The sequence below is a fragment of the Streptomyces sp. ADI95-17 genome (genome assembly GCF_003846175.1).
Classification (GTDB): Bacteria; Actinomycetota; Actinomycetes; order Streptomycetales; family Streptomycetaceae; genus Streptomyces; species Streptomyces sanglieri.
The window spans coordinates 38,829-40,000 of sequence record NZ_ML123048.1 but is presented as its reverse complement, the minus strand read 5'-3'; the positions used below and the strand labels follow the sequence as shown (position 1 = coordinate 40,000).

Annotated in this window: 1 protein-coding gene; it reads left to right on the top strand. The window is 66.0% G+C overall.

The annotated features are described in order from the left end of the window. On the top strand, nt 1–1,172 hold a 1,172-nt coding region (locus tag EES42_RS23360; RefSeq protein WP_164495325.1), incomplete at both ends, for an amino acid adenylation domain-containing protein.

Genomic DNA, 1,172 nt, shown 5'->3' with positions numbered 1-1,172 from the left:
GGTCCTGATTCCGATCCCGAGCCGCTGGCCTCTCCGGACGATCTGGCCTATGTGATCTATACGTCGGGTTCGACGGGCCGGCCGAAGGGTGTCGCTCTTGAGCACCGGGGTGTGGTGAATTATCTGCACTGGTGTGATCAGAACTATCCCGTGCATGTGCCGGGTGGGATCGGTTCGGTTCTGTATTCGTCGGTGACGTTCGATCTGACGATCACGGCGCTGTTCCTGCCCCTGATCCAGGGCCAGCAGTTGGCCATCCCTGTCACGGGACCGGATCAGACGGCGTTCGATGCGGCGATCGATCTGATCTGCACCGATATCCCGATCGGTTTCCTCAAGGCGACTCCGTCTCATCTGGAGGTCCTGGCCGCGCATCTGGAGACCCGTGGTGCGCGTCATCACATCACCACCATCGTGGCGGGCGGCGAGAATCTCGCCCCGCAGCTGGTGGCCCGGCTGCTGGATGCCAGCAGCACACAGACGACGTTCAGCAACGAGTACGGGGCCACCGAGGGCTCGGTCGCGAACGTGATGAGCCTGACGACCGCACCCGATCCGCACGGAGGCACCACGACGCTGGGCCGGCCGATCACGAACACCACCGCCTACGTCGTCGACCACCACAACCAGCCCGCCCCCGTCGGCGTCCCCGGCCACGCTCTGCTGGGCGGTATCTGTCTGGCCCGGCACTACCACAACCGCCCCGACCTCACCCGGCAGCGCTTCACAACCAACCCCCTCGCCCCGCCACACCCCGATCCGCGGACCTACCACACCGGGGACCTGGTCAAATGGCGGCCCGACGGCACCCTTGAGTTCATCGGCCGGATCGACAACCAGATCAAGCTGCGCGGCTACCGCATCGAACTCGGCGAGATCGAAGCCGCCCTGAACACCCACCCCCACATCCACACCACCACCGTCACCACCCGCGAAGACACACCCGGGGACAAGCGTCTGGTCGCCTACGTCGTGCCCATCCCGGGACACGCCCCCGACGCGTCCGGACTCCGCACCCACCTCCAGCGGCAACTGCCCGACTACATGGTCCCCAGTACCTACGTCACTCTCGATCAGCTGCCCCTGACACCCAACGGAAAGGTCGACACCAAGGCCCTTCCCGCGCCGGACCACCACCGCCCCGAACTCGCCACCACCTACACCGCACCCCG